Annotated in this window: 21 protein-coding genes; 14 read left to right on the forward strand and 7 right to left on the reverse strand. The window is 73.7% G+C overall.

What is annotated here, in order from left to right:
* Positions 1-21: 21 nt before the first annotated feature.
* Positions 22-1,119: a mandelate racemase/muconate lactonizing enzyme family protein gene (locus ACL02O_RS20790; RefSeq protein WP_412819780.1), complete on the reverse strand. Its 1,098-nt coding sequence runs from the start codon at positions 1,117-1,119 to the stop codon at positions 22-24.
* Positions 1,120-1,163: 44 nt separating this feature from the next.
* On the opposite strand from ACL02O_RS20790, the gene ACL02O_RS20795 reads away from it, so the two are divergent.
* On the forward strand, positions 1,164-1,961 hold the full coding sequence (locus ACL02O_RS20795; protein WP_412819781.1) for a tyrosine-protein phosphatase: 798 nt from the start codon (positions 1,164-1,166) through the stop codon (positions 1,959-1,961).
* 66 nt (positions 1,962-2,027) lie between these two features.
* On the opposite strand, the gene ACL02O_RS20800 is transcribed toward ACL02O_RS20795, so the two are convergent.
* A complete protein-coding gene (locus ACL02O_RS20800) occupies positions 2,028-2,894 on the reverse strand; it encodes a serine hydrolase (RefSeq protein WP_412819782.1) in 867 nt (288 codons plus the stop codon).
* A gap of 72 nt (positions 2,895-2,966) precedes the next feature.
* Between ACL02O_RS20800 and ACL02O_RS20805 the strand changes: the two genes are divergently transcribed.
* Entirely contained in the window at positions 2,967-3,632 is a 666-nt protein-coding gene (locus tag ACL02O_RS20805; protein ID WP_412819783.1) for a class I SAM-dependent methyltransferase, read from the forward strand.
* 169 nt (positions 3,633-3,801) lie between these two features.
* On the opposite strand, the gene typA is transcribed toward ACL02O_RS20805, so the two are convergent.
* Complete coding sequence (gene typA / locus ACL02O_RS20810; protein WP_412819784.1) at positions 3,802-5,670, reverse strand: translational GTPase TypA; 1,869 nt, start codon at positions 5,668-5,670, stop codon at positions 3,802-3,804.
* 134 nt (positions 5,671-5,804) lie between these two features.
* On the opposite strand from typA, the gene ACL02O_RS20815 reads away from it, so the two are divergent.
* Together ACL02O_RS20815 and ACL02O_RS20820 are read left to right on the forward strand one after the other, a co-directional pair.
* Complete coding sequence (locus tag ACL02O_RS20815; RefSeq protein WP_412819785.1) at positions 5,805-7,241, forward strand: DedA family protein; 1,437 nt, start codon at positions 5,805-5,807, stop codon at positions 7,239-7,241.
* Positions 7,242-7,273: 32 nt separating this feature from the next.
* On the forward strand, positions 7,274-8,140 hold the full coding sequence (locus tag ACL02O_RS20820; protein WP_412819786.1) for a transglycosylase SLT domain-containing protein: 867 nt from the start codon (positions 7,274-7,276) through the stop codon (positions 8,138-8,140).
* Positions 8,141-8,191: 51 nt separating this feature from the next.
* Here ACL02O_RS20820 and ACL02O_RS20825 read toward each other — a convergent pair whose 3' ends face one another.
* Positions 8,192-10,327 carry an MMPL family transporter gene (locus ACL02O_RS20825; protein WP_412819787.1) on the reverse strand — a complete coding sequence of 712 codons (2,136 nt, stop codon included), beginning with the start codon at positions 10,325-10,327 and terminating at the stop codon, positions 8,192-8,194.
* A gap of 138 nt (positions 10,328-10,465) precedes the next feature.
* Between ACL02O_RS20825 and ACL02O_RS20830 the strand changes: the two genes are divergently transcribed.
* The 5 genes from ACL02O_RS20830 (at position 10,466) to ACL02O_RS20850 (ending at position 15,672) form a co-directional block, all read left to right on the forward strand.
* The gene (locus ACL02O_RS20830; protein ID WP_412819799.1) at positions 10,466-11,011 is read left to right on the forward strand and encodes a MarR family transcriptional regulator; all 546 of its coding nucleotides are present in this window, start codon (positions 10,466-10,468) and stop codon (positions 11,009-11,011) included.
* 4 nt (positions 11,012-11,015) lie between these two features.
* Positions 11,016-12,671, forward strand: a complete 1,656-nt coding sequence (locus tag ACL02O_RS20835) for a CocE/NonD family hydrolase (protein WP_412819788.1) — start codon at positions 11,016-11,018, stop codon at positions 12,669-12,671.
* Positions 12,672-12,834: 163 nt separating this feature from the next.
* Positions 12,835-13,731, forward strand: a complete 897-nt coding sequence (locus ACL02O_RS20840) for a hypothetical protein (protein ID WP_412819789.1) — start codon at positions 12,835-12,837, stop codon at positions 13,729-13,731.
* 100 nt (positions 13,732-13,831) lie between these two features.
* Positions 13,832-14,407, forward strand: coding sequence for an ArsR/SmtB family transcription factor (locus ACL02O_RS20845; RefSeq protein ID WP_412819790.1), 576 nt, complete (start codon positions 13,832-13,834; stop codon positions 14,405-14,407).
* A complete protein-coding gene (locus ACL02O_RS20850; protein ID WP_412819791.1) occupies positions 14,404-15,672 on the forward strand; it encodes an MFS transporter in 1,269 nt (422 codons plus the stop codon). The genes ACL02O_RS20845 and ACL02O_RS20850 overlap by 4 nt, the downstream gene beginning before the upstream one ends.
* 50 nt (positions 15,673-15,722) lie before the next feature.
* Here the strand turns inward: ACL02O_RS20850 and ACL02O_RS20855 are convergent, their stop codons facing one another.
* Positions 15,723-15,926, reverse strand: coding sequence for a cold-shock protein (locus ACL02O_RS20855; protein ID WP_412819792.1), 204 nt, complete (start codon positions 15,924-15,926; stop codon positions 15,723-15,725).
* A gap of 166 nt (positions 15,927-16,092) precedes the next feature.
* Between ACL02O_RS20855 and ACL02O_RS20860 the strand changes: the two genes are divergently transcribed.
* Positions 16,093-16,779: a class I SAM-dependent methyltransferase gene (locus tag ACL02O_RS20860; protein WP_412819793.1), complete on the forward strand. Its 687-nt coding sequence runs from the start codon at positions 16,093-16,095 to the stop codon at positions 16,777-16,779.
* A 99-nt stretch (positions 16,780-16,878) separates the two neighbouring features.
* Entirely contained in the window at positions 16,879-17,502 is a 624-nt protein-coding gene (locus ACL02O_RS20865) for a DedA family protein (protein ID WP_412819794.1), read from the forward strand.
* 53 nt (positions 17,503-17,555) lie between these two features.
* Here ACL02O_RS20865 and ACL02O_RS20870 read toward each other — a convergent pair whose 3' ends face one another.
* Together ACL02O_RS20870 and ACL02O_RS20875 are read right to left on the reverse strand one after the other, a co-directional pair.
* The gene (locus ACL02O_RS20870; RefSeq protein WP_412819795.1) at positions 17,556-18,209 is read right to left on the reverse strand and encodes an MBL fold metallo-hydrolase; all 654 of its coding nucleotides are present in this window, start codon (positions 18,207-18,209) and stop codon (positions 17,556-17,558) included.
* Positions 18,210-18,216: 7 nt separating this feature from the next.
* A complete protein-coding gene (locus ACL02O_RS20875) occupies positions 18,217-18,933 on the reverse strand; it encodes a maleylpyruvate isomerase family mycothiol-dependent enzyme (protein ID WP_412819796.1) in 717 nt (238 codons plus the stop codon).
* A gap of 295 nt (positions 18,934-19,228) precedes the next feature.
* Between ACL02O_RS20875 and rsgA the strand changes: the two genes are divergently transcribed.
* The 3 genes from rsgA to ACL02O_RS20890 all read left to right on the forward strand — a co-directional run bounded on the left by rsgA (position 19,229) and on the right by ACL02O_RS20890 (position 24,111).
* Positions 19,229-20,308 carry a ribosome small subunit-dependent GTPase A gene (gene rsgA, locus ACL02O_RS20880; RefSeq protein ID WP_412819800.1) on the forward strand — a complete coding sequence of 360 codons (1,080 nt, stop codon included), beginning with the start codon at positions 19,229-19,231 and terminating at the stop codon, positions 20,306-20,308.
* Positions 20,309-20,521: 213 nt separating this feature from the next.
* Complete coding sequence (uvrA, locus tag ACL02O_RS20885; RefSeq protein WP_412819797.1) at positions 20,522-23,467, forward strand: excinuclease ABC subunit UvrA; 2,946 nt, start codon at positions 20,522-20,524, stop codon at positions 23,465-23,467.
* 155 nt (positions 23,468-23,622) lie between these two features.
* On the forward strand, positions 23,623-24,111 hold the full coding sequence (locus ACL02O_RS20890; protein WP_412819798.1) for a Rieske (2Fe-2S) protein: 489 nt from the start codon (positions 23,623-23,625) through the stop codon (positions 24,109-24,111).
* The last annotated feature ends 11 nt before the right edge of the window (positions 24,112-24,122 follow it).

Below are 24,122 nucleotides of genomic sequence, written 5' to 3' on the forward strand. Positions count from 1 at the left end.
TATGAAAAATTCCAACAACACTCAACCGGTACGTTGAATGTTTGCTTCATGCGCGCCGGTGATGCCGAGGCCGGGTTCGTCCGGGAGTACGACGGCCGCGCCGTCGTACCGGATGCCGCCGCCGACCGGCGAGCGGGCGAGCCACCAGGCGGCGTCGAGGTCGGAGACGGCGCTGGTGCCGTACGCGGCGACCAGGCTGGCCGCGGCCCCCACACCCACCGGACTCTCCATCATCGAGCCGACGATGGTGCCCATGCCGTGAGCGGCGGCGAGGTCGAGCAGCGTCCGGGCGGTGTGCAGGCCACCGCACTTGGCCAGCTTGACGTTGACCATGTCGGCGGCCCGGCGGCGGATCACCTCGACCAGGTCGCGCAGGTCGAAGACCGACTCGTCGGCGAGGACCGGCAGGTCGACGCGGTCGCTGACCCAGGCCAGCCCGTCCAGGTCCCGGCGGTGGACCGGCTGCTCGACCAGTTCGACGTCGAGCCCGGCGTCCTCGATGCCCCGGATCACCCGGACCGCCTCGCGCGGCGTCCAGCCCTGGTTGGCGTCCAGCCGGATGCGCACCTCGGGGCCGACCGCGCTGCGGACCGCGCGAACCCGGTCGAGGTCGCCCCGGGCGTCGGTGCCGACCTTCAGCTTGAGCACGGTGAAGCCCTCGGCCCGGCGCTGCGCGGCGGCCGCGGCCAGGTCCACCGCGTCACCGGCGGCCAGGGTGACGTCCGTCGGGACGCGCAGCGCGGTCCCACCGAGCAGCCGCACCAGGGGTACGCCGAGCCGCCGCGCGGCCAGGTCGTGCAGGGCGACGTCGACGGCCCCCTTGGCGGACTGGTTGCCGACCACCGCCCGGACCAGCTCGGCGCAGCGGGCGTTCAGGTCGTCGGCGTCCCGGCCGACGAGCCGGGGGGCGAGCAGGTCGCGGACGCACGCCTCGGCGCCGGCGATCGACGCCCCGGTGACCTGCCAGACCTGTGGGGCCTCGCCGAACCCGGACCGCCCGTCGGTGTCGACGACCTCGACGACCAGGGTGTCCACGGTGGCGGTGCGGCGCAGCGCGGTGACGAACGGGGTGTGTAAGGGGGCGGAGAGCCGGTGGGTGCGTACCGCGGCGATCGTCATGTGCGGCACCCTATACGCAGGTGGTCGACGACAGGGGAGGGTCGATGGTGGGACGGGACTGGGAGCTGGTGGGCGCGCCGAACGCCCGTGACCTGGGCGGACTGCCGGCGGCCGACGGGCGGCGGGTGCGGGCCGGGCGGCTGATCCGCACCGCCGCGCTGGGCCGGCTCACCGACGACGACCTGCCGCTGCTGGGCAAGCTGGCCCCCGCCTGCGTGGTGGACCTGCGGCACGGCGCCGAGCAGCAGGTCGCCCCGCCGGACCGCCTGGTCGGGGAGCCTCGGGTGGTGCACCTGCCGGTGTACGACCCGGCCCACCCGGTGTTCACCTACGTCTCGGCGGTGCTGCTCGGCCACGACCTGTCCGCGTACGACGAGCTGGCCCGGGAGGGCATGCCGGCGGCGATGTGCGCGATCTACCGGTGGTTCGTCACCGGGGAGTCGGCGCGGGTCGGGTTCGGGGCGGCGGTCCGGCTGGCCGCGGACGCGGGGAACCTGCCGCTGCTGTTCCACTGCTCGGCCGGGAAGGACCGCACCGGCTGGCTGTCGGTGGTGCTGCTGACCGCGCTGGGCGTGGACGAGGCGGCGATCCGGGCCGACTACCTGCGGCACAACGAGCTGACCGAGAGCCTGCGCGAGGTGCTGCTCGCCGCGATGACCCGCCAGCAGCCGGACCTGGACCCGGCGACCGCCCGGCCGCTGCTGGAGGTCCGGCCGGACTATCTGGACGCCGCATACGACGAGGTGCGCCGGGTGCACGGCTCGTTCGGGGCGTACCTGCGGGACGGGCTGGGGGTGGACGACGGGACGGTCGCCGCGCTGCGGGCGAACCTGCTGGAGTGAGGGCCGCGCGGCCGGGACGGCCCGCCGGCGCGGGGCGTCGACGGGCCGGCGGGCGTGCGGGTTCGGTCAGTCGACCAGGTCGTGCCGGGCGGCCCAGACCCGGGCGGAGACGTGGGCGATGAGCCGGCAGGCGTCGTCCTCGGCCTCCTCGCCGCTCGGGCCGCCGTCGGCCAGGTCGGTGGTGGTGCAGACGACCACCGCGTACGCCGGGGCGTCGGCCGGGAAGACCACCCCGGCCCCGTGCCGGACCCCGCGCACCCAGCCGTTCTTGTGCGCGATCCGGGTGCCCTCGGGCAGGCCGGCGGCGAGGTCCTCGCGGTGTTCCTGGGCGAAGAGCACGTCCAGCATGGCGGCGCAGGCGGCCGGGGTGGCGAGCGGGCCGGGCCGCTGCGCGCCCAGGGCCAGCGTGCCGAGCAGGGCGGCCAGGTCGGCGGCGGTGACCAGGTTGGTGATGCCGGCCTCGCGGGCGGCGAAGTCCTCGATGCCCCGGCCGGTGACGCTGTGCCGGGCTCCCGCGAGGCTCCACACCTCGGCGACCGCCGGCAGCCCGACCTGTCCGATGCAGATGTTGGTGGCCAGGTTGCTGGACCGGACGATCATCCGCTCGGCGAGCCAGCGCAGCGGCGCGGTGCCGCCGACCCGGTCCCAGACGGCGTCGTCGTTGTCGTAGTGCCGGGCGCAGCCGAAGCGGGGTGCGTCGGGCAACGCGGAGGCGAAGTCGTTGCGCACCGGGATCGGTGCGTCCAGGTCCAGCCGGCCGGCCTCGGCGGCCCGGTGCAGCGCCACCAGCACGCCGGCCTTCATGGTGCTCGCGGCGTAGTGGGTGGCGTCGGGCAGCCGGGTCCACGTCGGTCGCCCGCCCGGCCGTCCCACGTACGCGGAGACGGTGCCGGGCACCTTGTCCAGGTGCGCGTCGAGATCCTCCCAGGTCATGCCGGTGACCGTAGCGGATCATCGCGCTCGGCGGGGCAGCGGCGCGGGTGGTCGGCGGTCTAGCGTGCGGTCATGACGATCGCCGCGTACGACGCCATCGCCGACTGGTACGAGGACTACGTCACCACCACCGCCGTGGAGTACAGCGACCGGGTCCGGGCGTTGGTGGCGAAGCTGCTGGGCAGCGGCTCCGGCCGCTGCCTCGACCTGTGCTGCGGCACCGGCGCGCACGTCGCCGAGCTGCGCCGGCTGGGCTGGACCCCGGTCGGGGCGGACCTGTCCGCCGGTCAACTGCGCCACGCGCGGGACCGGCTGCCGGTGGTCCGCGCCGACGCCACCGCGCTGCCCCTGCGCGACGCCACCTTCCCGGCCGGGGTCTGTCTGCTCGCGCACACCGACATGCCGGACTACCCGGCGGCGATCGCCGAGGCGGCCCGGGTCCTGGCTCCGGGCGGGCGCCTGGTCCACCTGGGGGTGCACCCCTGCTACGTCGGCGGGTTCGCCGACCGGTCCGAGTCCGGGCGGGTCGTCGTCGACGGCGGCTACGCCGTGCGGGAGCGCACCTTCCGGTCCTGGAACTCCACCGGGGTGCGGGCCCGGGTGGGCGCCTGGCACCTGCCGCTGGCCGACCTGCTGAACGCCGTCACCGCCGCCGGCCTCGTCCCGACCCGGGTCGAGGAGTCCGGCCCCGGCCCCCTGCCCGACATCTTCGCTCTCCAGGCCGTCAAACCCACCTGACCCCGGCCCCACGCATCCCCACCTTCCCGGCTCGGGTGGATCATGAGGTCTGCGGCGGCTCCGGGGATCGGCATCGCCGGCGACCTCGTGCTCGACGGGATTCCCGGGGTGGACAGGCCGGAGCCCGGCGCCGCCGGGTGGGCGGGCCGGGCTCCGGTGGCCGGGTGGGTCAGCCGGCGTGCTTGCGGCGGGCGGCCGTGCGGGCGCGCTGGGTCTGGTCCAGCACGACCTTGCGGATCCGGACCGCGGCCGGGGTCACCTCGACGCACTCGTCCTCGCGGCAGAACTCGAGGGCCTGCTCCAGCGACAGCTTGCGCGGCGGGATCAGCTTCTCGGTCTCGTCCGCGGTCGACGACCGCATGTTGGTGAGCTTCTTCTCCTTGGTGATGTTGACGTCCATGTCGTCGGAGCGGGAGTTCTCGCCGACGATCATGCCCTCGTACACCTCGGTGCCCGGCTCGACGAAGAGCTGGCCGCGCTCCTGGAGGTTGGTCATCGCGAACGCGGTGACGCTGCCGGAGCGGTCGGCGACCAGCGAGCCGTTGTTGCGGGTGCGCAGCTCACCGAACCACGGCTCGTACGACTCGAAGACGTGGTGCAGGATGCCGGTGCCCCGGGTCTCGGTGAGGAACTCGGTGCGGAAGCCGATCAGGCCGCGCGCGGGGACCAGCCACTCCATCCGGATCCAGCCGGTGCCGTGATTCACCAGCTGCTCCATTCGGCCCTTGCGGGTGGCGAGGAGCTGGGTGATCGCACCCAGGTACTCCTCGGGGGCGTCGATGGTCAGCCGCTCGACCGGCTCGCAGGTCCGGCCGTCGATCTCCTTGGTGACCACCTGCGGCTTGCCGACGGTCAGCTCGTACTGCTCGCGGCGCATCTGCTCGACCAGGATGGCCAGCGCCAGCTCGCCGCGGCCCTGCACCTCCCAGGCGTCCGGCCGCTCGGTGGGCAGCACCCGCAGCGAGACGTTGCCGATCAGCTCCTTGTCGAGCCGGTCCTTGACCATGCGGGCGGTGACCTTGGCGCCCTTGACCCGGCCGACCAGCGGCGAGTTGTTGGTGCCGATGGTCATCGAGATGGCCGGCTCGTCCACGGTGATCAGCGGCAGCGGGGTCGGGTTCTCCGCGTCGGCGAGGGTCTCACCGATCATGATCTCCGGGATGCCGGCGACGGCGATGATGTCGCCCGGGCCGGCGGAGTCGGCCGGCTTGCGCTCCAGACCCTCGGTCATCAGCAGCTCGGAGATGCGGACCCGCTGGGTGCTGCCGTCGGTGCGGCACCAGGCCACGGTCTGGCCCTTGCTGATGGTGCCCTGCCGCACCCGGCACAGCGCCAGCCGGCCGAGGAACGGCGAGGCGTCCAGGTTGGTGACGTGCGCCTGCAGCGCCGCGTCCTCCTCGTACGCCGGCGGCGGGATGGTGTCCAGCAGGGTGCGGAACAGCGGCTCCAGGTTGTGGCTGTCGTCGGGCACCGCGCCGTCGGCCGGCTGGGTCAGCGAGGCGATGCCGTCGCGGGCGCAGGCGTAGACGATCGGGAAGTCGATCTGCTCCTCGTCGGCGTCCAGGTCGAGGAAGAGCTCGTAGGTGTCGTCCACGACCTCCTTGATCCGGGCGTCCGGACGGTCCACCTTGTTGATCACCAGGATGATCGGCAGCCGGGCGCGCAGCGCCTTGCGGAGCACGAACCGGGTCTGCGGCAGCGGGCCCTCGCTGGCGTCCACCAGCAGCACCACCCCGTCGACCATGGTCAGGCCGCGTTCGACCTCGCCGCCGAAGTCGGCGTGGCCGGGGGTGTCGATGATGTTGATGGTGACCGGCTCGGAGCCGTCCGCCGGCAGGTACCGCACGCCGGTGTTCTTGGCCAGGATGGTGATGCCCTTTTCCCGCTCGAGGTCCATCGAGTCCATGACCCGTTCGGTGACCTCACCGCGGGCGCCGTAGGCGCCGGCCTGCCGCAACATGGCGTCGACCAGGGTCGTCTTGCCGTGGTCGACGTGGGCGATGATGGCGACGTTGCGGAGGTCGGTGCGTAGCTGCATACCCTCCATACTCCTGTCTGCGGTTGCCGGGGGACGCCTCGGGGTCACCCCCGAGACGGCCCGGATCTCTGGTGGAACTGCTGTCCCGACCGGTCCGTCGGTTGGCATGCTGACCCCCGTGCGTGGGGTTCCGGATGCCTGACCTGCTGACGTGGCTGCAGGGTCTGCCGTCCCTGCTGATCTACCTGGTCGCCGCGATGATCGTCGCGGGGGAGACCGCGGTGATCTTCGGACTGCTGGTGCCGGGCGAGGCGACCCTGCTGCTGGTCGGGTTCCTAGCGTACGCGGGGACGCTACGGCTCGCCCCGACGCTGCTGGCCATGACGGCCGCCGCCGTGACAGGGGACACACTGGCCTTCCGTGCGGGCCGCCGGTACGGCCCCCGGCTGCGCGCCTCCGGCCTGGGCGCCCGGATCGGCGCCGAGCGGTGGCGGCGGGCCGACTCACTGCTCGACCGGCTGGGTGGCCGGGGCGTGCTGGTCGCCCGGTGGGTGGCCTTCGCCCGCACGCTGGCACCCCGGCTGGCCGGTGCGGCGGGCCTGCCGTACCGGAGGTTCGCGCCGTGGAACCTGGCCGGGGTGGTGAGCTGGGTGGTGGCCTCCGTGCTCGCCGGGTACGCCGCCGGCGAGTCGTACGACCAGGTCTCCCGGCTCCTCGGCCGGGCCACCGGCGCGGTGCTCGGGCTGCTGCTGTGCCTGCTCGGTGTGGTCCTGGTCGGGCGCTGGCTCGGCCGCAACCCCGACCCGGCGCGGGCGCTGGTCGCCCGGGCGGTCGACCTGCCCCCGCTGCGCTGGCTGCGCGCCCGGTACGGGGTGCTGTTCTTCCTGGTCGCCATGCGGGTCGGGCCGGCCTGGACGCTGCTGCTCAGCCTCGCCGCCGGCCTGTTGCTGCTCTTCGCCGCCGGACTGGCCGTCGCCGCGGTGCTGGAGGCGGTGGTCCGGCACAGCGGCCTCGGGGTGCTCGACGGCCTGGTCGCGGACTGGTTCGCCGCCCGGCGTACGCCCGGGGTGGTCGACGCGGCGCTGGCCGTCGCCTCGGTGCTGCGCGGGTCGTTCCTGATCGTCGCGGTGGCCGTCGTGGCGGCGGTGCTGGCCTGGCGGCACCGGCCCTGGCGGGCCGACCCGCTCAGCGTGGTCGGCACGGCGGGGGCGTTCGTGCCGCTGGTCGTGCTGGCCGTGGTCGCCGATCTGACCGGCCCGGACGCCACCCCGGAGGTGTTTCCCACCCAGAACGCGGTGGTGACGGCGAGTTTCGGCACGCTGGCCTGGCTGCTGTCGCGGGGGGCGCGCTGGCCGGGGGCGGTGGCGGTGTGGACCGGTGCCCTGGCGGGTGTGGTCGCCGTCGGCGGCGCCCGGCTCTACCTGGGCTGGAGCACGGCCAGCGGCACCGCCACCTCGATCCTGCTCGGGGCGGTCTGGATCACGGTGTTCGTGGTCGCCTGGGCCACCCGCGACCGGGCGGTCGGCCGGGAGGACCCGCTGGCCACGGCGGAGCCCGGCGAGGCGGGAAGGCCGGCGCGTCGGCCCTGGGCGGGGTCGCGGGTACCCCGGGACCCGGTTGATCCCTGCTAGGGTGCCGGCCGGACGACCACCGGGGAGGGGCGATGCGTCGAGGATTCGGCAGGTGGGCGACGGTGGCGGTAGCCGGACTGGTGCTGGCAGGTGCCGTCACGGCATGCGGAGGCGAGGAGCGGCCGGCCCGCGAGGTGGCGGTCGAACTGCCGACGGAGGCACCCGTCGAGGCACCCGCGGACGCGCCGACCGAGGACCCGCCGGCAGTCGCGGCGATGGGTGCCGCGCCCAGCGTCACGCCCAGCGCGAGCGCCAAGGCGAAGCCCAGGCCGAAGCCCACCCGGACGTCCTCCGGCCCGCTTGCGACCCCGAAGCCGCCGACCGAGACGAAGGTCCCGCCGTCCCCGCCGACGCCCGCCCCGAGCGGCTGCCAGCCCAGCTACCGGGGTACCCGGGCCACCCGCAGCCAGGTGAAGTCGGCGCTGTCCGACGCGGCCGCGAAGACGTACTGGCCGACCTCGGCGCCGGACATCAAGATCCCACTGACCCTGCTCAAGGCCACCGCCTGGCAGGAGAGCGGCTGGCAGTCCGACATCGTGGCCTGCGACGGCGGCATCGGGCTGATGCAGGTCATGCCGGCCACCGCGGACTGGATGAACCAGCGTTTCGGCGAGTCGTACGACATCGACGACTACCGGGACAACGCGTACCTGGGCGCCAACTACCTGGCCTGGCTGACCAAGTACATCGGTGACATGTACTTCGAGTCGGACTTCCGGCTGGATGCCTCGCTGTGCACCGCCGAGCTGAACTCCTGCCTGCTCAACGCGATCATCGCGGCGTACAACTACGGGCCGTACGCGGTGGCCCAGGAGGGCGAGCCGCTCACCATCCCGAATCCGCAGTACGTGCGCAACGTGCGGGCGCTGATGACCGAGTGCGAGTGCCTGAGCTTCTGAACCGACCGGGCCGGGCCCCGGGGACCACCGGGGCCCGGCCCGCCGGTCGGCTCAGTCGCGGGCGTTGACCGGCTCGGCGGTCGCCGAGCGCCGCCGAACCGCGACGTCCGGCTCGCGCCGGATCCGGCCCGGCCACCAGAACAGGTCGCCGAGCACGAACGCCAGCGCCGGCACCAGCACCGTGCGGACCAGCAGGGTGTCCAGCAGCACGCCGACGCAGACGATGATCCCGATCTGGGTGAGGGTGATCAGCGGGAGCACGCCGAGCACGGCGAAGACCGCCGCGAGCAGCACCCCGGCGCTGGTGATGACCCCACCGGTGACCCGCAGCGCGGAGAGCATGCCCTGCCGGGTGCCGCTGCCGCGGGCGTCCTCCCGGGCCCGGGTGACCAGGAAGATGTTGTAGTCCACGCCGAGGGCCACCAGGAACACGAAGGCGAGCAGCAGTACACCGCTGTCCAGCGCCGGGAAGTCCAGCACGTGGTCGAAGAGGAGCCAGGCCGCGCCGAGGCTGGCGAAGAACGACGCGATCACGGTGAGCACCAGCAGGACCGGGGCGACCAGGCCGCGCAGCAGCAGCACCAGCACCGCCCCGACGAGCAGCAGGATGATCGGCAGGATCAGCCACAGGTCCCTCGTGTTCGCCCGCTCGGCGTCGTAGCTGGCGGCGACCGTGCCGCCGACCACCGCGCCCCGCGGGGCGTCGGCGCCGGCGACCGCGGGCGGCGCGGAGTCCGGCACCGCGGCGACGGCGTCCCGCAGGGCCGCGACGGCGCGGTCGGCCGCAGCGGTGCCCGGTTCGGCCGTGAGCACGACGTCGACCTGGGCGACCCGCTCGCCGGCCGGGCCGGGCCGGGCCGAGGCGACCCCGTCGACCGCTCCGGCGGCGGCGGTGACGGCCTGCGCCGTGTCCGGGTTGGTGAGCACGGCCACCGGCTGGGTGGTCCCGGCCGGGAAGGCCCGGGCGAGGGTCTCCGCCCCGGCCACCGCCTCCGGCTTCTCCCGGAACTGCTCGGTCTCCGACAGCCCGGTGCGGATTCCCAGACCGCCCAGGGCCAGACCGGCGAGGAGCAGCGTGGCCAGCGCCGCGACCGGCGCCGGTCGGCGGATCACCGCCGCGCCCAGCCGACCCCAGAGCCGGCCCTCCCGCGCCGGTGCGCCGAGCCGGGGTACGAACGGCCAGAACAGCCCTCGGCCGAAGAGCACCAGCGCGGCGGGGAGCACGTAGAGCGCGGAGAGCATGGCGAACACGACGCCGGCGGCGCAGGCCACCGCGAGCGCCCGGTTGGTCTCCTGCTCGGACAGCAGCAGGGTGAGCACGCCGAGGACGACGGTGGAGCCGCTGGCCAGGATCGGCTCGGCGGTCCGGCGCAGGGCCGCGCTCATCGCGGTGAACCGGTCCTCCTCGCGGCGCAGCTCCTCGCGGTAGCGGGCGATCAACAGCAGGGCGTAGTCGGTGGCCGCGCCGAAGACGAGGACGCTGGCGATGCCGGTGACCTGGCCGTCCTGGAGGTGGATGCCGAGCGCCGGAACGATGGTGTCGACGGCGCGCAGGGTGACCTGCTCGGTCGCGGCGACCACGAGCAGCGGCACGACCCACAGGAACGGGCTGCGGTAGGTGACCAGGAGCAGCAGCGCCACCACGGCGGCGGTGACAGCGAGCAGGGTGACGTCGGCGCCCTCGAACACCTTGGTGAGGTCGGCGGTGAAGGCCGGCGCGCCGGTCACCTGCACGGTCAGCGCGTCGGGCAGGTCGGCCAGCGCGGCCCGGACCTGGGCGACCTCGTCGACCACGGCCTGCTGGCCACCGGCGGTGGACAGCGGTACGGCGACCAGCGCGACGGTGCCGTCGGGGGAGACCTGGGCCGGGGCGACCCTGCCGCCGGCGGCGAGCCGGCTCAGCGCGCCGGACGCGCCCTCCAGGGCGGACCGGTCGGCCGTGCTCAGCGGCGCCTGGTCGGCACGGCTGACCACGACCACAGCGGGTTCGACACCGCTGGATGGCAGCTGCTCCTGCAGGCGCTCCACCTGGGTGGACTGCCATTCGACGGAGAGGCCGGTGGCGGAGACGGGGTCGGGGTTGGCGGGCTCGGGTAGCCCGAACACGACGGCGCCGACGACGAGCGCGGCGGCCACGGTGAGCCAGGCGGCCAGCCGGCCCCGGGCGACGCGGGTGAACAGTGACATGGGTGGCCCTCAGGTGGTCGTAGCGGGGGTTATTCTCGGCAGACGAGTATCTCGACGGTCGAGATTATCGACGGAGGCTCTATGCTGCAACCGGACAACTCGCACAGGGGGCATCGACGAGACGTGGCAGCGCACGGCATGTACCGGCGGCGGGACGACCGACGCGGACAGATGATCGCGGACATCACCAACGACCTGCGTCGCTACTCGGTGGACGCGCAGCACATCGGGCACGCGTTCGCCGGCCTGCACGGGCTCAACGCCACCGACCTGCACGCGCTGATCGCCGTGATGGACGCCGAGCTGATCGGTGATCCGATCACCCCGGGCCGGCTGGGGGAGCGGCTGAACCTCTCATCCGGATCGGTGACCGCGCTCATCGACCGCCTCGAGCGGGCCGGCCACATCCGGCGCGACCGGGACACCGCCGACCGGCGCAAGGTCTTCCTGCACTACGCCGACCGGGGCGCCGAGCTGGCCCGCAGCTTCTTCGCCCCGCTCGGCCGGCGCACCGACGACGTGATGGCCCGGTACACCGACGAGGAGCTCGAGATCGTGCACCGGTTCATGACCGACATGGTGGTGTCCATGCGGGAGCACCGGGACGCCGTCCGCGCGGCCCGCGGCGAGCCGGCTAGGCGCGGGACCGCGGAGCCCGGCACCCCCGGACCCGTCGCGGACTGAACCCGTGGACCGCTTCGTCACCCGGCTCGCCGGCGCGGCGCTGCGCCTGCCCGCCGCCCGTGCCCGGCGGATCACGGTGACCCGCGACATCGCGGTCCGGGTTCGCGACGGCGTCCCGCTCCGCACCGACCACTACGCCCCCGACCTGCCGGACGCGCCCACCGTGCTGATCCGCACACCGTACGGGCGGGGTGGGCCGATGCGGCTGCTCGGGCGGCTGCTCGCCGAGCGCGGCTTCCACGTGGTGATCCAGTCCTGCCGGGGCACGTACGGCTCCGGCGGGGAGTTCGCCCCGCTGGTGCACGAACGCGACGACGGCCTGGACGCCCTGGACTGGCTGCGCCGGCAGCCCTGGTGGTCCGGGGCGTTCGGCATGTTCGGCGCCAGCTACCAGGGCTTCGTGCAGTGGGCGGTGGCCGCCGAGGCGGCCGACGAGCTGCGCGCGATGGTGGCGGTGGTGACCGCCTCGGCCACCCGCGACTCGACCTATGCGGGGGAGTCGTTCGCCCTGGACACCGTGCTCACCTGGACCGAACTGCTCCAGGCGCAGGCGGTCCCGTGGCTGGCCCGGCAGTGGGAGCTCAAGCGCGGGCAGCCGAGGCTGGTCCGGGCGCTGGCCCACCTGCCGCTCGCCGAGGCGGACCGGATCGCCACCGGCGTGACCGTGCCGTTCTTCCAGGAGTGGCTGCGGCACCACACCCCGGACGCCGACTACTGGCGGCTGCGGTGCTTCGGCGACCGGATCACCGAGGTGCGCGCCCCGGTGACGATGGTCGGCGGGTGGCAGGACATCTTCCTCCCCGCCCAGCTAGACGACTACGCCCGGCTGCGGGCGGCCGGCGCGCGGCCCCGGCTCACCGTCGGCCCGTGGACCCACGGCAGCCCCGGGCTCCTCGTGGCCGCCCTGCGGGAGGGCCTCGACTGGCTCGACGAGCATCTCGCCGGCCGCCCGGCGCGCCGCCGCGCCCCCGTTCGCGCGCACGTCGGCGGCACGGGTGGCGGCTGGCGGGACCTGCCCGACTGGCCGCCGCCGGCCGTGCCGACCCGGTGGCACCTGCACGCCGGGCGGGCACTCGACCCGGCCCCGCCGGCCGGCGCCCGGCCCGACCGGATCTGGTACGACCCCGCCGATCCCACGCCGTCGCTGGGTGGCCCGCTCCTGGTCGCCCAGCGGGCCGGGGCGGTGGACAACCGGCCGGTGGAGGCGCGGCCGGACGTGCTGACGTACACCAGCGCCCCGCTGGACGCGCCGGTGGAGGTGGTCGGCCCGGTACACGCCGAGATCCACGTCCGCAGTGAGCTGTCCTACCTGGACGTGTTCGTACGACTCTGCGACGTGGACCGCCGCGGCCGGTCGTGGAACGTCTGCGACGGGCTGGTCCGGGTGGCGCCCGGCCGGTTCGACGCGGACGCGGCCGGCGTGGTCCGGGTCCCGGTCACCCTCTGGCCCGCAGCCCACCGCTTCGCGCCCGGCCACCGGCTGCGTGTCCAGGTCTCCGGTGGCGCCCACCCGCGGTACGCCCGCAACCCGGGCACCGGTGAACCGCTCGGCACCGCGGTGACTCTGCGTGCCGGATGGCGTGAGGTGCTGCACGACCCGGGCCACCCTTCGGTCATTGTGCTCCCGGTGCTGCCGCCACCGTCCACAGCCGCCCCATAGTTCCAGATAGTGCCTCTGAGCTGGGCGATCCTTCGGCATGGCGGATACGCTCGGGGCAAGTGCCCGGCGCTGTGCACCGTCTCGGCCGGGGACGGTCCCGCATCGCATCCCCTTACGTGTCGTGACGGCCGCGTCCGGTTGCGAAGCGTCGAAAGGGGAACGCATGACGACCGCCCCGCAGAACCTGTTGGCCGTCCGCAGCCTGTTGCTCACCCATCTCAACGTCGACAAGAACACCGTCAGGGCCTCGGATCTCGAGCCCGGCGAGGTCGGCATCGTCGGCGACGCCAACCACCTCGGTGGCTACCACTGCGGCTCGGACCGGGTGGTGGCGCACGACTACTCGGTGGTGGAGTCGACCCGGGACTCCTCCGGGCTGACGCTCAACGCGTCCGCGCTGGACGTCGGCATGTTCAGCGTCGTCTCCGGTGGCCGGACCCATGACCTGCGTACCTTCTCGGTCTGGTTCGTCGCGCAGTGCGCCGCCGGCGCCGCCGACACCCGGGACATCCGGGAGATCATCTACAGCCCCGACGGGAAGACCGTGAAGCGGTGGGACCGGCTGGGCAAGCGCACCTCGGGCGACTCCAGCCACCTCACGCACACCCACTTCAGCTTCTTCCGCGACTCGACCAAGGTGGGCCGCGACCAGACGCCGCTGTTCCGCCGCTACCTGACCACCATCGGACTGATCGAGGAGGCCGACATGACGCCGGAGCAGGACGCGCGGCTCAAGCACATCGAGACCATGCTGACCAGGCCCGACGGCCGGGAGACGGTCGGCATGCTGTATCTGCGCCTGGCCGTCGGCAAGGACGACATGCCGGACGCGAAGCCGGTCACCCACCCGACCCTGACCAGCCTCGGCGGGCAGCTCGCCGCCCTGCGCGCCGACATCGCCGCGCTGGCGGCCAAGGACCTTGTCAACGAGCAGGAGGTCGCCGCGCAGGTGGCGCCGGCGGTGCTGGCGGTGCTCACCCCCGAGGCGATCGCCGGGGCGATCCCGCCGCAGATCGCGAAGGACGTCGCCGACGAGATCGCCCGGCGGATGGTGGCCTGACCGGGTCGGCCGGGCGGTGTCCGGGCGGCGCCGCCCGGCCGACCCGAGGAATTCGCAAATACTATTGCGCAAGGCTTCTTGCGAATGTCAGGCTGTCGGCATGACCGACCGCGACGTCCGACACGTCACCGACTCCCGCGTCCTCGCGGCGCTCGCCCACCCGTTGCGCCGCCGCCTCATGGACGTCCTCAAGGTGTACGGCCCGGCCACCGTCGGGCTGCTCGCCGAGCGGACCGGCCAGGCCCCGGCCAACGTCAGCCACCACCTCAAGATGCTGGCCGCCGCCGATCTGGTGGCGGAGGCGCCCGACCTGGCCCGGGACCGCCGGGAGCGGTGGTGGCGGCTGCGCGACCGCGGGGTGCGCTGGTCCAACGCGGACTTCGACAGCGATCCCGCCGGTCGGGCCGTGGCCGACGCCGCCAGCTCGCTCAACCTGGACCGGCATGTCGCCCTGGTCCGCGCCTGGCACGCCGCCGGCGACGACGCCCACGCGGCCTGGGGCGAGGGGCCGTTCAGCACCGACAAGTGGCTGCACCTCACCCCGGAGGAGCTGGAACAGCTCGGCCACGAGGTGATCGAGCTGTTCGCCCGCTGGGCGGACCGCGCCGTGCCGGACGACGGGCACCGGCGCGAGCCGGTGTTCCTGTTCGCCCACGGCGTCCCGGCGCAGCCGTGACCACGCTGGCCCGCACGCCCGCGCCCGCGCGGCGTGGCGGCCTGCTCCGGCACCGCGACTTCCGGCTGCTCTGGGTCGGACAGACGGTCAGCGCGGTCGGCAGCAACGTGACCGCCGTGGCGCTGCCCCTGGTCGCGGTGGCCGCGCTCGACGCGAGCACCTTCCAGGTCGCGGTGCTCACCGCCGCCGCCTGGCTGCCCTGGTTGCTGGTCGGCCTGCCCGCCGGCGCCTGGGTCGACCGGGTCCGCCGTCGCCCCGTGATGATCGCCTGCGACCTGGTCAGCGCGGCGCTGTTCCTCAGCGTCCCGGCCACCGCCCTGCTCGGCCTGCTCACCGTCGGCCAGCTCCTGGTCGTGGCGCTCGGCGCCGGCCTGGCCCGGGTCTTCTTCGAGACCGCCCACCAGGTGTACCTGCCGGTCCTGCTACGGCCCGAGGAGGTGCCCGAGGGGAACGCGAAGCTGCACGCCACGGAGACCGCCAGCTACCTCGTCGGCCCGGGGCTCGCCGGCCTGATCGCCCAGCTCGCCGGTGCGGTGACCGCGGTGCTGGTCGACGCGCTCAGCTTCCTGGTCTCCGCCCTGTGCCTCGGCCGTATCCGGGCCGCCGAACCCCGGCCGGGCCCTCCCGACGGACCCGTCTCGCTGCGCCGCGAGGTCCTCGACGGGCTGCGGTTCGTGGTCCGGGACCCGTACCTGCGGGTGCTGACCGTGTTCGGGGCGGCCAGCAACATCGGACTCAGCGGCTACCAGGCGGTCCTGGTGGTCTTCCTGGTCAGGTCGGCGCAGCTGCCGGCCGGCCTGGTCGGCCTGCTGATCGGACTGGCCAGTGTGGGTGGGCTCGTCGGCGCGGGCCTGGCCACCGTGCTGGCCCGTCGCCTCGGCACCGCCCGGGCGCTCCTGCTCGCCGCCCTGCTCACCGGGCCGCCCGCCCTGCTCATCCCGCTCGCCGGTCCGGGTTCGCGGGTGGCCTGGCTGGTGCTCGGCGGGGCCCTGGTCAGCTTCGGGGTCGCCGTGGGAAACGTGATCAAGGGCAGCTTCCGGCAGACGTACACCCCACTCCGGCTGCTCGGGCGGGTGACGGTGAGCATGCAACTGCTGAACTACGGCACCATCCCCGTCGCGGCGGTGGCGGCCGGGGCACTGGGTGCCGCGTGGGGGCCGGCCGGGGCGATCCGCCTGATGACCGCCTGGCTGGCGCTCAGCCCGCTGATCCTGCTGGTCGGGCCGCTGCGGCGGCGGCGCGACCTGCCGGCGACGGCGGCCTGAGGATGCACTGCGACGGCGGTCGGGTCCCGACCGCCGTCGCCGGCACGGAGCTACATCGGACGGACGTTGTCCGCCTGCGGGCCCTTCTGCCCCTGGGTCACCTCGAACTCGACCTTCTGGCCCTCGTTCAGCTCGCGGTAGCCACCCGTCTGGATCGCCGAGTAGTGGACGAACACGTCCGGCCCCCCGCCGTCCTGCTCGATGAAGCCGAAGCCCTTTTCAGAGTTGAACCATTTGACCGTGCCGGTTGCCATGCGTCTCTCCCTGTTCAAAGCGGGTGAGCACCGGCTGCGGCCGATGATCGCCCTGTACCTTCCCGACAGTAACCGGCCGAACCGGGATCTGCTGCCGGAAGTGCCGTCGTGCCCTCTCGAATACTGCTGACCGGTAAAAAGGCCCCGGGTCGGGCCGGAGCGGGGCATGCTTGCGCCGGTGAGGGGATACACGGCGCTGTCCGACCTGGAGCAGGAGATCGCCGAGCCCGGCGGGGGGCCGGACCGGCTCCGGCTGGTCGCCACGCCGTTCGTGCCCGAGGTGCGGCTGCACCTGGCCGAGGACGCGATCCTCTGGTGGGCCCGGATGGAGGCCGCGGCCGGCCGGTCCCTGCCGCCGCCGTACTGGGCCTCGGTCTGGGCCGGCGGCCAGGCGCTCGCCCGTCACCTGCTGGACCACCCCGAGCTGGCCGCCGGCCGGCAGGTGCTCGACCTGGCCAGCGGGTCCGGGCTGGTGGCCATCGCCGCCGCGCTCGCCGGGGCCGACCGGGTGGCCGCCAACGACGTCGACCCGTACGCCGTCGCCGCGGTCACGGTCAACGCGCGGGCCAACCGGGTGACCGTGGCGGCCACCGGCGGCGACCTGCTCGACGGCACGGTCAGCGCCGACCTGCTGGTGGCCGGGGACGTCCTCTACGACGCCGAACTGGCCGGGCGGGTGCTGCCGTTCCTGCAACGGGCCGTCGAGCGGGGCGTCGAGGTGCTGGTCGGCGACCCGGACCGGGGACACCTGCCACCCGACCGGCTGGAGGTGGTGGCCAGCTACCCGGTGCCCACCACCGAGCCCTCCGTCGACTCCCCGGTACGCCGGGTCCACGTGCTGCGTCCACGCTGAGCGACCGCCGGGTGAGGGCCCACCCCTAGACACGATCAGGGTCGGATAGGGGATCGAGCCCGATGCGTCCGGCGAGCCGGCAACCGTAGCGTACGCACCATGACGGATCTGCTGGCTCAGGTCGGCGAGCTGCCCACCGCCTGCCTCATGGCGGTGCTCGGTGTGGTCATGCTCGCCGACGCCGTACCCCTGCTCGGGGTGCTGGTGCCCGGCGACGCCGCGGTCCTCGCGGTGGTCGCGACGGGCCGGCCGGCGACCGGGATCGCCGCCGTGGCGGCGGTGGTGTCCGGCTGTCTGGCCGGATGGTCGCTGAGCTTCCTGGCCGGCCGGCGCTGGGGCGCGTCGCTGCGGGGTAGCCGGCTCGGCGGTTGGATCGGCGAATCACGGTGGGCCGCGGCGGAGGCGATACTGCGCCGCGGCGGCGGGCGGATGGTGCTGGTCGCGCCGTTCCTACCGGTGCTCAACGCGCTGCTGCCGCTGGCCGCGGGCGGCCTGCGCATGTCGTACCGGAGGTTCCTCGCCGCGGCGGCGGTCGGGGCGACGCTCTGGGCCGGCCTCTACGTGGTCCTCGGCACCGCGGCCCGGGCGTTGACCGCCCTGCTGCCCGGGGCGCCCAGCCCGGCACTGCTCACCATGGCGGTGGGGCTGCTGCTGGCCGCGCCCGTGCTGGTCGGCACGCGGCGCCGGCTGCGGGCGCTGACCGCGCCCGACACCTCGGGCTGAGCTCCGCCTCGCCGGGCGTGGACCGGTGGTCGCGCGCCCGGCGAGCCAGGAGGTCACCAGCCGCGGGCCCGCCACTGCGGCAACGCGGGGCGCTCGGCGCCCAGGGTGCTGTCCTTGCCGTGCCCCGGGTAGAACCAGGTCTCGTCGGGCAGCCGGTCGAAGAGCTTCTGCTCGACGTCGTCGACGAGTTGCGTGAACCGCTCCGGGTCCTGGTGCGTGTTGCCCACCCCGCCGGGGAAGAGCGAGTCGCCGGTGAACAGGTGCGGTACGCCGGACGGGTCGCGGTGGAGCAGCGCTATCGAGCCCGGCGTGTGTCCCCTGAGGTGGATCACCTCCAGGGCGCAGTCCCCGACCTTGACGGTGTCCCCCTCGTGCAGCGGCTCAACGTCGATCGGCAGCCCCTCGGCGTCGTCGGCGTGCACCAGCGGGCGGGCGCCGGTCTTGGCGACCACCTCCTCCAAGGCCACCCAGTGGTCCATGTGCCGGTGGGTGGTGACCACCGCGGCCAGCCCGCCCTCGCCGATCAGGTCGAGCAGCCGGGGCGCCTCGTTCGCGGCGTCGATCAACACCTGCTCGCCGGTCGTGCGGCAGCGCAGCAGGTAGGCGTTGTTGTCCATCGGACCCACCGACACCTTGGTGATGGTGAGCCGGTCGAGGTCGCGGACGTCCGGCGCACCGCCGGGCGTGACGTCTCCGGTGTAGGTCATGAGACTTCTATATCCATTCCGGTGGGGTGGGCAGCGGACCGTCGGGGGTGACCGTGAGCACCTCGCCCCCGCTGCGGCCGATCAGCCAGGCGGCGAGTTCCGGCGCGGAGCCGGTGACCATGGGCGCCCCCTCGGGGTCGCCCACGACGAGTTCGTGCCGGACCCCGTCGAAGCGCAGCACCATGGCGGGTGCGTCCGGGTTGTCGGCGAGCCCGGTCGCCACCTCGTGCAGCAGCCGCTGGGCGAACGCCTCCGGCCAGCCGGCCGGGCGGTAGCCGGCGGCGAGGTCGACGTGGTGCACCTCGATCTCCCGCAGCCGGCCCCAGACCAGGGTCGCGGCCGGCCACGGGCCACGCCGAGCCTGGACGGTGGCCGCCCAGGCCTCCACCGGCATCGCCTCGACCGCCGCCGCGAACCGCTCCGAGCTGCGGCGCAGGTCGTCGAGGAGGTCAGCCGGGCCGCGGTCGGCACCGGCTTCGATGTCGGCGGCCCGGGCCTCCGGGCTGGCGTACATCGGGATCGGCTCGCCGGTGCGGGCGGCGGTGAGCAGGTTAACGAAGCCGTCGGCATTGCGGGCCAGGTGGGTGAGCACGTGCCCCCGGGTCCAGCCCGGCAGCAGCGACGGGCCGGCCACTTCCGCGGCCCCGAAGCCGGCCACGGTACCCAGGAGTTGGGCCATGGCGTCGTCGACCGCGCCGGTCAGCAACAGCGGATCACTCGTCACGGCGCCATCCCGGCCGCGGCTGCGGGGCTCGCAGGATCGGCTCACTCCTCGCGCTCACGGTGCCACCTCGGTTCGCGGCTGCGGGGCTCGCAGGATCGGCTCACTCCTCGCGCTCACGAACCGACCCTAGCGGTACCGTGCCGCCGCGTCGCCGGGGAAATCGCTTTCGGCGCGTCGGCGCGCCCCCTACCGTCGGCCTCGAACGCGGCACCGGAAGTCGGAGCGGAGGTGGTGAGCATGCCGGTCGTAGCACGCGTGTTCCGCCATGAACCCCCTCGACACCGATGAGGACACCATGACCATCGACCTGACCGCCCTCGGCTGGGACGCCGATCGGGCGGCACAACTACGACGACGTACCGATCACCGACCGGGCCGGGTGGCCCGCGTCGATCGCGGGATCTGCACCGTCCTCCGTACGGAGGGGCCGATCCGCGCCACCCTGGGCGGCGCGGTGCTGGCCGCTGCCGCCCGCGACCTGACCGCGCTGCCCTGCGCCGGCGACTGGGTGCTGCTGGCGAGCTGGCCGGACGGGCCGGTCACCGTCGAGGCGGTGCTGCCCCGGCGCACCGCGCTGGTGCGCCGGACCGCCGGCAAGGACGCCAGCGGCCAGGTGCTCGCCGCCAACCTCGACGCCGCCGCGGTGGTGGAACCGGTCCACCCCGAGCCGGACGCGGCCCGGATCGAGCGGCTGCTCTCCCTGGCCCACGAGTCCGGCGCCGAACCGCTGATCGTGCTCACCAAGGCGGACCTGGCCGCCGACCCGGAGGCGATCGCCCGGCAGCTCGCCGCGCTCGCCCCCGGGGTGCCCGTGCTGCCGGTCAGTGCCGAGCGGGGCACCGGGCTGGATCCGCTGCGTCGGCACGTCGCGCCCGGGCGCACCCTCGGCCTGCTCGGGCCCTCCGGCGCGGGCAAGTCGAGCCTGACCAACGCGCTCGCCGGGGCGGAGGTGATGCGTACCCAGGCGATCCGGCGGGTGGACGGCAAGGGGCGGCACACCACCACCTGGCGGGCGCTGGTGCCGATCCCGGGCGGTGGCGCGGTGCTGGACACCCCCGGGGTCCGGGCGGTCGGTCTGCTGGACGGCTCGGCCGGCCTGGACCGGGCCTTCGCCGACATCGCCGAGCTCGCCACCGGTTGCCGGTACGCCGACTGCGCGCACGACGCCGAGCCGGCCTGCGCGGTGCGCGAGGCGCTGGAGAGCGGCGAGCTGCCGGTCCGGCGCTGGGAGAACTGGCGCCGGCTCCAGCGGGAGGTGGCGTACGAGAGCCGCCGCCGGGAGACCCGGCTCGCCGCCCAGCGGCGGGGGAGCTGGCGGGGGCAGCGGCGGCGGACCGCGCGTCCGACGCCACCGCCCGGTCCCGGGGGATTCTGACCACGCCGGTGCGAGACGGTCGGGCGGGGCGCGACGCGTTCCGCCCGACCGTGCTGAGCTGGGGGAATGTGTGCGCGACGGAGTTTGTCGTACCTCAGGGCTAGAGTTGCCCCGGCGTGTTCTGCGCGCCTCGACAACCCTCAAAAAGCCGCTCAGACCACGCTCCGAGCGGACAGATCCGCCTCACATTTCGTCTTCCGGGAGCACAGGCACGTGGCCGACCGACTGATCATCCGTGGCGCGCGCGAGCACAACCTGCGTGACGTCAGTCTCGACCTGCCCCGGGACGCCCTGATCGTCTTCACCGGGCTCTCCGGGTCGGGCAAGTCGAGCCTGGCCTTCGACACCATCTTCGCCGAGGGACAGCGGCGCTACGTCGAGTCGCTGTCGTCGTACGCCCGGCAGTTCCTCGGCCAGATGGACAAGCCCGACGTCGACTTCATCGAGGGCCTCAGCCCGGCGGTCTCCATCGACCAGAAGTCCACCTCGCGCAACCCGCGCTCGACGGTCGGCACGATCACCGAGGTCTACGACTACCTCCGCCTGCTCTTCGCCCGCATCGGCGAGCCGCACTGCCCGATCTGCGGGGAGCGGATCTCCCGGCAGAGCCCGCAGCAGATCGTCGACCGGGTCCTCGCCATGGCCGAGGGCACCCGGTTCATGGTGCTCGCGCCGGTGGTGCGCGGGCGAAAGGGCGAGTACGTCGACCTGTTCGCCGAGCTCCAGGCCAAGGGCTACGCCCGCGCCCGGGTCGACGGCGTGGTGCACCCGCTGACCGAGCCGCCGAAGCTCAAGAAGCAGGAGAAGCACACCATCGAGGTCGTCATCGACCGGCTCAGCGTCAAGCCCAGCGCCAAGCAGCGGCTGACCGACTCGGTCGAGGCGGCGCTGGGCCTTTCCAGCGGCCTGGTGCTGCTGGACTTCGTCGACCTGCCCGAGGACGACCCGGGCCGCGAGCGCCGCTACTCGGAGCACCTGGCCTGCCCGAACGACCACCCCCTCGCGATCGAGGACCTGGAGCCCCGGGTCTTCTCCTTCAACGCCCCGTACGGCGCCTGCCCCGAGTGCACCGGCCTGGGCACGAAGAAGGAGGTCGACCCGGAGCTGGTCATCCCGGACCCGGAGCGCACCCTGCGCGAGGGCGCCATCCAGCCCTGGGCCACCGGCCACAACCTGGAATACTTCCTGCGCCTGCTGGAGGCGCTCGGCGAGGCCGAGCACTTCGATCTCGACACCCCGTGGCGCAAGCTGCCGTCGCGGGCGCAGAAGACGATCCTGCACGGCTCCGACGACCAGGTGCACGTCCGCTACCGCAACAAGTACGGCCGCGAGCGCTCCTACTACACCGGCTTCGAGGGCGTGGTGCAGTGGATCGAGCGGCGGCACTCGGACACCGAGTCGGAGTGGTCGCGGGACAAGTACGAGGGCTACATGCGGGACGTGCCCTGCGCGGCCTGCGGCGGCGCCCGGCTCAAGCCCGAGGTGCTCGCCGTCACCCTGGCCGGCAAGAGCATCGCCGAGGTCTGCAACCTCTCCGTCGGCGAGGCGGCCGACCTGCTCGCCGGCATCGAGCTGACCGACCGGCAGAAGATGATCGCCGAGCGGGTACTCAAGGAGATCAACGCCCGGCTGAAGTTCCTGCTCGACGTCGGGCTGGACTACCTCTCCCTGGACCGCCCGGCGGGCACCCTCTCCGGCGGCGAGGCGCAGCGCATCCGGCTCGCCACGCAGATCGGCTCCGGCCTGGTGGGCGTCCTGTATGTGCTCGACGAGCCGTCCATCGGCCTGCACCAGCGGGACAACCACCGGCTGATCGAGACCCTGCTGCGGCTGCGCGGGCTGGGCAACACACTGATCGTGGTCGAGCACGACGAGGACACCATCCGGGTCGCCGACTGGATCGTCGACATCGGCCCGGGCGCGGGCGAGCACGGCGGCCGGATCGTGCACAGCGGCTCGGTGCCCGCCCTGCTGGAGAACACCGAGTCGGTCACCGGGGCGTACCTGGCGGGGCGCAAGGCCATCCCGACGCCGGCTGGCCGGCGGCCGCAGACCCCCGGCCGGGAGCTGGTGGTGCACGGCGCGCGCGAGCACAACCTGCGCAACCTCACCGTGAGCTTCCCGCTCGGCCAGCTCATCGCGGTCACCGGGGTCAGCGGCTCCGGCAAGTCGACGCTGGTCAACGACATCCTCTACACGGTGCTGGCCAACCAGATCAACGGCGCCCGGCTGGTCCCCGGCCGGCACACCCGGATCGGCGGACTGGAGCACGTCGACAAGGTCGTCGGCGTCGACCAGTCGCCGATCGGGCGTACCCCGCGGTCGAACCCGGCCACCTACACCGGGGTGTGGGACCACATCCGCAAGCTCTTCGCCGAGACCACCGAGGCCAAGGTCCGGGGGTACGGTCCCGGCCGGTTCTCGTTCAACGTCAAGGGCGGGCGCTGTGAGGCGTGCTCCGGCGACGGCACCATCAAGATCGAGATGAACTTCCTCCCGGACGTCTACGTCCCGTGCGAGGTGTGCAAGGGCGCCCGGTACAACCGGGAGACCCTGGAGGTGCACTACAAGGGCAAGACGGTCGCCGAGGTGCTGGACATGCCGATCGAGGAGACGGCCGAGTTCTTCTCCGCCATCCCGGCCATCCACCGCCACCTCAAGACCCTGGTCGACGTCGGCCTCGGGTACGTCCGGCTGGGCCAGCCCGCCCCGACCCTGTCCGGTGGCGAGGCGCAGCGCGTCAAGCTCGCCTCCGAGCTGCAGAAGCGCTCCACCGGGCGGACGGTCTACGTGCTCGACGAGCCCACCACCGGCCTGCACTTCGAGGACATCCGCAAGCTGCTGATGGTGCTCGAAGGGCTGGTCGACAAGGGCAACACCGTGATCACCATCGAGCACAACCTCGACGTGATCAAGACGGCCGACTGGATCATCGACATGGGTCCGGAGGGCGGCCACCGGGGCGGCACGGTCCTGGCGACCGGCACCCCGGAGGAGGTCGCGGAGGTGCCCGAGAGCCACACCGGCCAGTTCCTGCGGCCGATGCTCAAGCTCGACGGGGAGGCGAAGGGGGCCGCCGCCGCCACCTCGCGGGCCGCCAAGGCCAACGGCACCACCCGGTCGCGGAGCAGCCGCAAGGTTCCCGCCGGGGCACGCTGACCCGGGCGTACGACGGGCGGGCCGGGACACCGACCCGCCCGTTTTACATACCCATTTCGTGACGCGTCAGTATGAACCGTACGGAACAGTGTTGCGTGTCCACCAGTGTGACCGTAGATCATGACAGGCGGCGGCAGCCGAGAGAAAGGCCGGACATGAGTGATGACCAGGAGTTGACCGAGCCGGGTACGCGGACCCGCCGGACCCTGCTCGCGGGCGCTGGCGCGGTCGGCGCGGCGATCGTGCTGGCCGCCTGCGGCAGCGACGACGACCAGGGCCCGGGCAACTCCGCGCCGACCAGCGGCGGCCCCGGCGCGACCGGCGCCGGCGACGCCGAGGGCGGCAACCGGGACAGCACTGGCCCGCTGGCCCGGACCACCGACATCCCGGTCGGTGGCGGTGCGGTGTTCGCCAGCAAGGGTGTGGTGATCACCCAGCCGGCGGCCGGCGAGTTCAAGGGCTTCGACCCGATCTGCACCCACCAGGGCTGCCCGGTGTCGAACGTCGACGGCGGCACCATCAACTGCACCTGCCACGGCAGCCGGTTCTCGATCGCCGACGGCTCGGTCAAGCAGGGCCCGGCCACCAGGCCGCTGCCGTCGAAGAACATCAAGGTCACCGGGGAACAGATCACCCTGGCCTGACCGGTCCCGGG

The sequence above is a fragment of the Micromonospora mangrovicola genome, assembly GCF_047200535.1.
Classification (GTDB): domain Bacteria; phylum Actinomycetota; class Actinomycetes; order Mycobacteriales; family Micromonosporaceae; genus Micromonospora.